General features: G+C 69.7%; 4 protein-coding genes. 1 reads left to right on the top strand and 3 read right to left on the bottom strand.

The features are described 5' to 3' along the window. Positions 1–1300 (bottom strand): replication initiation protein (locus tag ACT3UF_RS19790; RefSeq protein WP_444608485.1); only part of this gene is annotated, 1300 nt, incomplete at its 3' end. 176 nt (positions 1301–1476) lie between these two features. On the opposite strand from ACT3UF_RS19790, the gene ACT3UF_RS19795 reads away from it, so the two are divergent. Beyond that, on the top strand, positions 1477–1707 hold the full coding sequence (locus ACT3UF_RS19795) for a hypothetical protein (protein WP_114359905.1): 231 nt from the start codon (positions 1477–1479) through the stop codon (positions 1705–1707). A gap of 1174 nt (positions 1708–2881) precedes the next feature. Here the strand turns inward: ACT3UF_RS19795 and ACT3UF_RS19800 are convergent. Both ACT3UF_RS19800 and mobC read right to left on the bottom strand, forming a co-directional pair. After that, positions 2882–3688, bottom strand: a complete 807-nt coding sequence (locus ACT3UF_RS19800; RefSeq protein WP_114359903.1) for a relaxase/mobilization nuclease domain-containing protein — start codon at positions 3686–3688, stop codon at positions 2882–2884. Beyond that, positions 3685–4173, bottom strand: a complete 489-nt coding sequence (gene mobC / locus ACT3UF_RS19805; RefSeq protein ID WP_181868860.1) for a plasmid mobilization relaxosome protein MobC — start codon at positions 4171–4173, stop codon at positions 3685–3687. Before mobC ends, ACT3UF_RS19800 begins: the two co-directional genes overlap by 4 nt. Positions 4174–4929 lie beyond the last annotated feature (756 nt).

The following is a 4929-nucleotide window of genomic DNA, read 5'->3' on the forward strand; positions in this document are numbered from 1 at the left end:
TCTCATAGCCACGTCGGCGGCTGCTCACGCTCTTGCGCTTGTTGGCTGCGGCCAGTGCCGCGCGCTGCTGGCGTGCGTACTCGCTCTCGGGGTCGGTCCAGCGCTTCGCGGCGGTCTTGCCTCCGCGTGCGCCCATGGTCGCCAGGGCCTTGCGTCCGGCGCTGTCGGTGCGCGAGCCGGTGCTGGTGGTGCTGGTCCCGCCTCGGGTGACGTAGCTGCGGATGCGGCGGGCCATCGTGAGGCGATCGCGCATCGGGGGCATGTCGGGCTCGCGGTAGTCGGCGCCGACCGCCTGAGCGATCGCGTAGGCCTGCTCGTAGGCGTCGATCAGAGCGGCATCCGTGAGCCGCTCGCCCTTCGCGCGGAGCCTGTGGCCGGTGACCAGTGCGTGGCGGAACGCGGTCTCGTCGCGGGCCGCGCGGCCGTCGGACTGCCAGAGCACCCGCACTCCGTCGATGACTCCTGCGGCTGCCGGAGAGACCTGGGAAGCATCCTCGCCAGCTGCACGAGCCTTCGCCTCGGCCGTGGCGCGACGGGCTGCCTCGATACGGGCGCGGCCGCTCTCGTACTGAGGTCGTGGCTGGTGCTGGGGCCGATTGGTCATCTCTCGCAGGTGTTCGATGAGGTCGCGCAGCCGCACGACCTGATGGTGCTGGCAGTGCCAACGGTAGGCGGTGGGGTCGCCAGACCTGTGCAGCGGCCAACGGGAGAAGCGGTGGGAGAACGAGCGGTCACCGCCAAGCGCCACGTTCAGCTCATCGGTGGCCACCGCCAGCAGCGCCATGTTTGAGCTGCGCCGGCCCTCGGCCGCGTAGACGGGATCGATCAGCCACAGCGCCTGCGCCTTCCCGCTCAGCGGGTTCACGCCCACCCAGGAGGGGCCGAAGCCCGCGACCGCGAGCCGGTCGAGCTGGGTATGCACCTTGGGCTGGATCGCGGTGACCTGTCCTCCCTGCACCCCGGTGGGGTGGTCGAGGTCGATGACGAGCACGGCGGCGCGCTGAGGGTGAGTGAGCACGGCGTACTGAGCGCGCTGCAGGTGCCGTGACCCGACGGGGTAGAGCTTCGGTGTGGTCTCTCCGGTCGTGGGGTCTTTGCGCCAGGCGTGGGAGAAGTCGCGCGTGGGTGAGGCCTGGAAGGTGTCCCGGTCGAGGTGGGCGAGGAGGTGGTGTGCGTCCTCGTCGGTCCATCCTGAGGAGCGGATGCCGGGCGACTCGGGCCGGGCGTGCGGGTCCGTGACCGTGGTGCGGGGGTGGCTCTCGATCGCTAGGACCGGGGCCAGGCTGTCCGTTAGACTCATCCCTAGGCTTTCTCCCCGAATGGCTCTTCGGGGTGAAGCGAGCGCTCTACCGGCTGCAACCGGTGGGGCGCTCAATTTTTGGTGGTGCTCTGACCCTACGCGAGATGTTTGCCTAGGCACCGCGCTTTCGTGCGTGTCGCCCGAACGGGTCACCGGCGCGTTGCTACGGTCGCCGCATGAGGAACCGGGTCACCGAGAAGGAGGCGCGCCGCCGCGCGCGCCTGGCGGAGCTGCGCGAGGCGACCCGGGCCTACCGCGACGACCAGGGGCACACCTGGCGCGAGACCGCCGAGCACTTCGGGATCAAGGAGCGCGCCACCCGCTACCGCGTATACAAGGCGCGCAAGGAGCGCGAGGCCGAGCGCCAGGCGGAGATCGCCCCGCCGCTGCCCCTCGACGAGGTCTGAGGGCATGGCCCGCCCGACGTGGACGCTGCGCGAGGCCGAGGAGCGGTGCGGTGTGTCCCGCTCGACGCTGAAGCGCCGTCTGGCCGCAGGCGACTTCCCCAACGCCTACAAGACCAGCCAGGGCCAATGGCGCATCCCGGTGAACGATCTGATCGGGGCCGGCTACCAGCCCGGCGCGGTGGACTGGGACGAGGAGCCAGAAGAGCCGGCCCCTGCCGCTACGCCTCCGGATCGGGTCACCGAGCTCGAGCACGAGCTCGCGCAGGAGCGGCTGCGCCGCGCCAGCGCCGAGCAGCTCGCCCAGGAGCGCCAGGACCGGATAGCAGACCTACAGCAGGCCATGCGCCTGCTCGAACCACCCCGGTCCACCGCTGGTTCACCTGGTCCAACCCCCTGGGTCAGTGACCTAGGTCAGCCCGCCCAAATGACCCACCCTGACCTAGGTCACGACCGGTCACCGCAGGTCAGGCATGGCTCAGATGAACCACCCAGCCGGTCCACTGACCTAGGTCAGGATGAACCACCTGAACCACCCCGGCGTGGTTGGTGGCGACGCATTACGGGCCGGTAACTAGTCGCACGGCCGCGTGATGGACCGGTGCTAGCAGTCAGTCGGCCTCGCCCTGATCATCCTCGTCGTCGATCCGTAAGGGCATGAACATGAAGGGGCGGAGCCCGGCCAACGTACTGAGGTGCTGACTTGCTGATCTGCTGATCTACTGCGCTGGAACGCACCCCACCAGCCTCGAAGGCAAGGGGCGGAGCCCCGCGGCAGCCACATCGCTAGCCACTCTGCCCTCCGGTGCGTTTCACCCGCATTGCGTGGTCCTGCGGCCCGGCCTATGCTCGCCGTAGCGGCGGCACGACATCGATGTCACCACGACCGCCCATGGGGAAGGGGCGTCTCTATGCTCTCGAGAAAAGTCATCGTCGCGCTAGTTGTCACCATTGGTGGGGCTGGGATTCTGGTCGGATCCCTGGTCTGGGCGTCTGCCCGTTTCGACGCATTAGACGGGGGCGCACCTGGTTCATCCACCGACATCCTTGGAGTCGCCGCAGTCGTCGCTGGACTAGTTGCCCTCACTATTGGTCTCATTCTTCTGGTTCAAGGAGCTGCTGAGGTTAGGTCGCGCCAATCGACGTCGGAGGCAAGGGGCGTAGCCCCTCGGCAGCTTCACCGCTCGTAGCCACGATCCTGCGGCCGCTCAGCTGTCCGGCGGACCCGCTGCCTGTACTGGCTCTGCTGCGCAGCTGGTGCCCGCCCCGGTCCAGCCCCTCTCGCCCCCTTGGGCTCGGGCACGTGAGCACCAGGAACGCGCTGTGGTGAGTTCGTGCGAATGACGCCCTGCACGGCGGGGTCGAGCGCATCCCATTGGGCCTGCGTGAACTGGTGGGCTTTGCGGCGTAGCGACCGCTGCCGAGGGGAGACCTTCGCTGCTTCGCGCCAGGTCTCGCGCTGCGTGGTCACAGCTCGCTTCGGCTGTACCTTCCGGCGGGGAGCCTGGCTGAGCCCGTGAGCCTCCTCGAGAACGGTGCATGCGCGCTGCGCGGCCCGGCGATCGTTACGCCCGTGCCAGACCTCGCCGTCGTCGCTGACGCGAGACAGCACGATATGGATGTGATCGTCACCGTGGCGGACCGCGACCCAGGGCCGATCACCCACGTCCATCTCGTCCATGAAGCGCGAGGCGGCGTCGGCCCATTCGCGATCGTCCATCTTCCGGTCGCCCGGCGCGGCGCGTAGGGAGGTCTGCCAGATGGGCTTGGTGATGTCCGGCCGAGTCTGCTGGGTGTGGCGCAGGTCTGCGGCCCACTCGGCGGGGTCGGTGGCGCCCTCCGCGCCGATGGTCGAGGCGATCACCACGCCCCCGGAGTGGCGCTGTCCGTCCTTGACGTACTGGTGCTCATCAGCCTTGCCCGGCCCGTGCAGGTACGCGGCGATGTCGCCGACGCGAGTCCCGCGGGTGATCTTGGCGATCACGGGTGCTCCCTCGTCCAGGTGCGCACCTCTGCGAGCTGAGCGCGCACAGCCTCGATCGCATCGAGCGCTTCACGGGCGGTCGGCCCGTCGGGGCCACCGCGCTCGGCGACGTTGAGCGCTCGCGCGATCTGGTTCAGGTTGCTGCCAACGCGGCCGAGGTCGGCGCGCAGCGCGGCGACTTCGCCCCCGAGGTCGCTGTGCCCGAGGTGCGCCAAAATCAGCGAGCTCGTCACGCGCTCGCGTGCCCAGCGGGCCAGAGAGCCGACCCCGGCGTCCTTCGCGGCGGCGCTCCATGCGGCGTGCTCGACGTCGCTTAGCGATAGGCCCACGCGATGCTCGCGCTTCGCGGGGCCGGCGGTCGGGCGACCCGCGCGCGGCCGCGTGGGCGGAGCAGCCGGCTGCTCCTCTGCCGCTGTCGCAGACAGCGCCAGATAGGGGTTGAACGCCGCCTCGGCGGCGTGGTCGGGGCGATCCTCGATCGGCACGGCGACCCCTTTCGTCCGACCCCTGCGAGGGCTGCGACCGCCAGGTCGCCCACGCCCTCCGCGTAGGAGCAAGGTGGATTGTGCGGGACGCTATGGGGCAGTGAGGAACGAACGGTACGCCCCGTAGTGTCACGCACAATCATACCTTGCATCGTCTCTCAGCGCACCGACGTAGGAGGATGCAGCGCGCTGTGAGGCAGGGGCCGGGGACCGGCACGGGCGCGGCCGCAAAGGAGGGACGACGCGCGGCCGGGTCGGGCCCCGGCATCGACGCGAAGCGTCGAGAGGCGACCCCGTCCAGGGGTCGCACGACCAACCCGCACCGACGCTGGGGTCTGTCGCGGAGGCGTGACGCGCGGCCGCGCGGGGCACGGGCGCAGGGGCCGAGCTGCGCTCGCTCGGTGAGCGGTGGGAAGCATCCCGGTGGGGTACGTAGGGCCTACGGACTTCTCGGGAAGCTGCACGTGCCAGCGTGCTCCCGTGGGGGTGGTCCAGAACCGCTAGGAGAGATGTGAAGACCGATCGCACCCGCCCGCAAGAGTGTGGAGGGGCCAGGGGAGGGGGGGGGAACCGTTTACTGCCTACGGTGTGAGCCCTTTTCCGGGGGTGCCTGTCTGCGGCCACGGGGAAGCTCGATGTCCGCGGCTTTGAGCGCTCGCTTGATGGTCTCTCGGCTCACGCTGTGCGCTGTCATGCCGTCAGCGAGGGTGGGCCACTCTCCGGTCCGCTGATGACGGTCGAGGTACCAGTCCGCGA

This window comes from Brachybacterium sp. AOP24-D1-21, assembly GCF_052378665.1.
Classification (GTDB): domain Bacteria; phylum Actinomycetota; class Actinomycetes; order Actinomycetales; family Dermabacteraceae; genus Brachybacterium.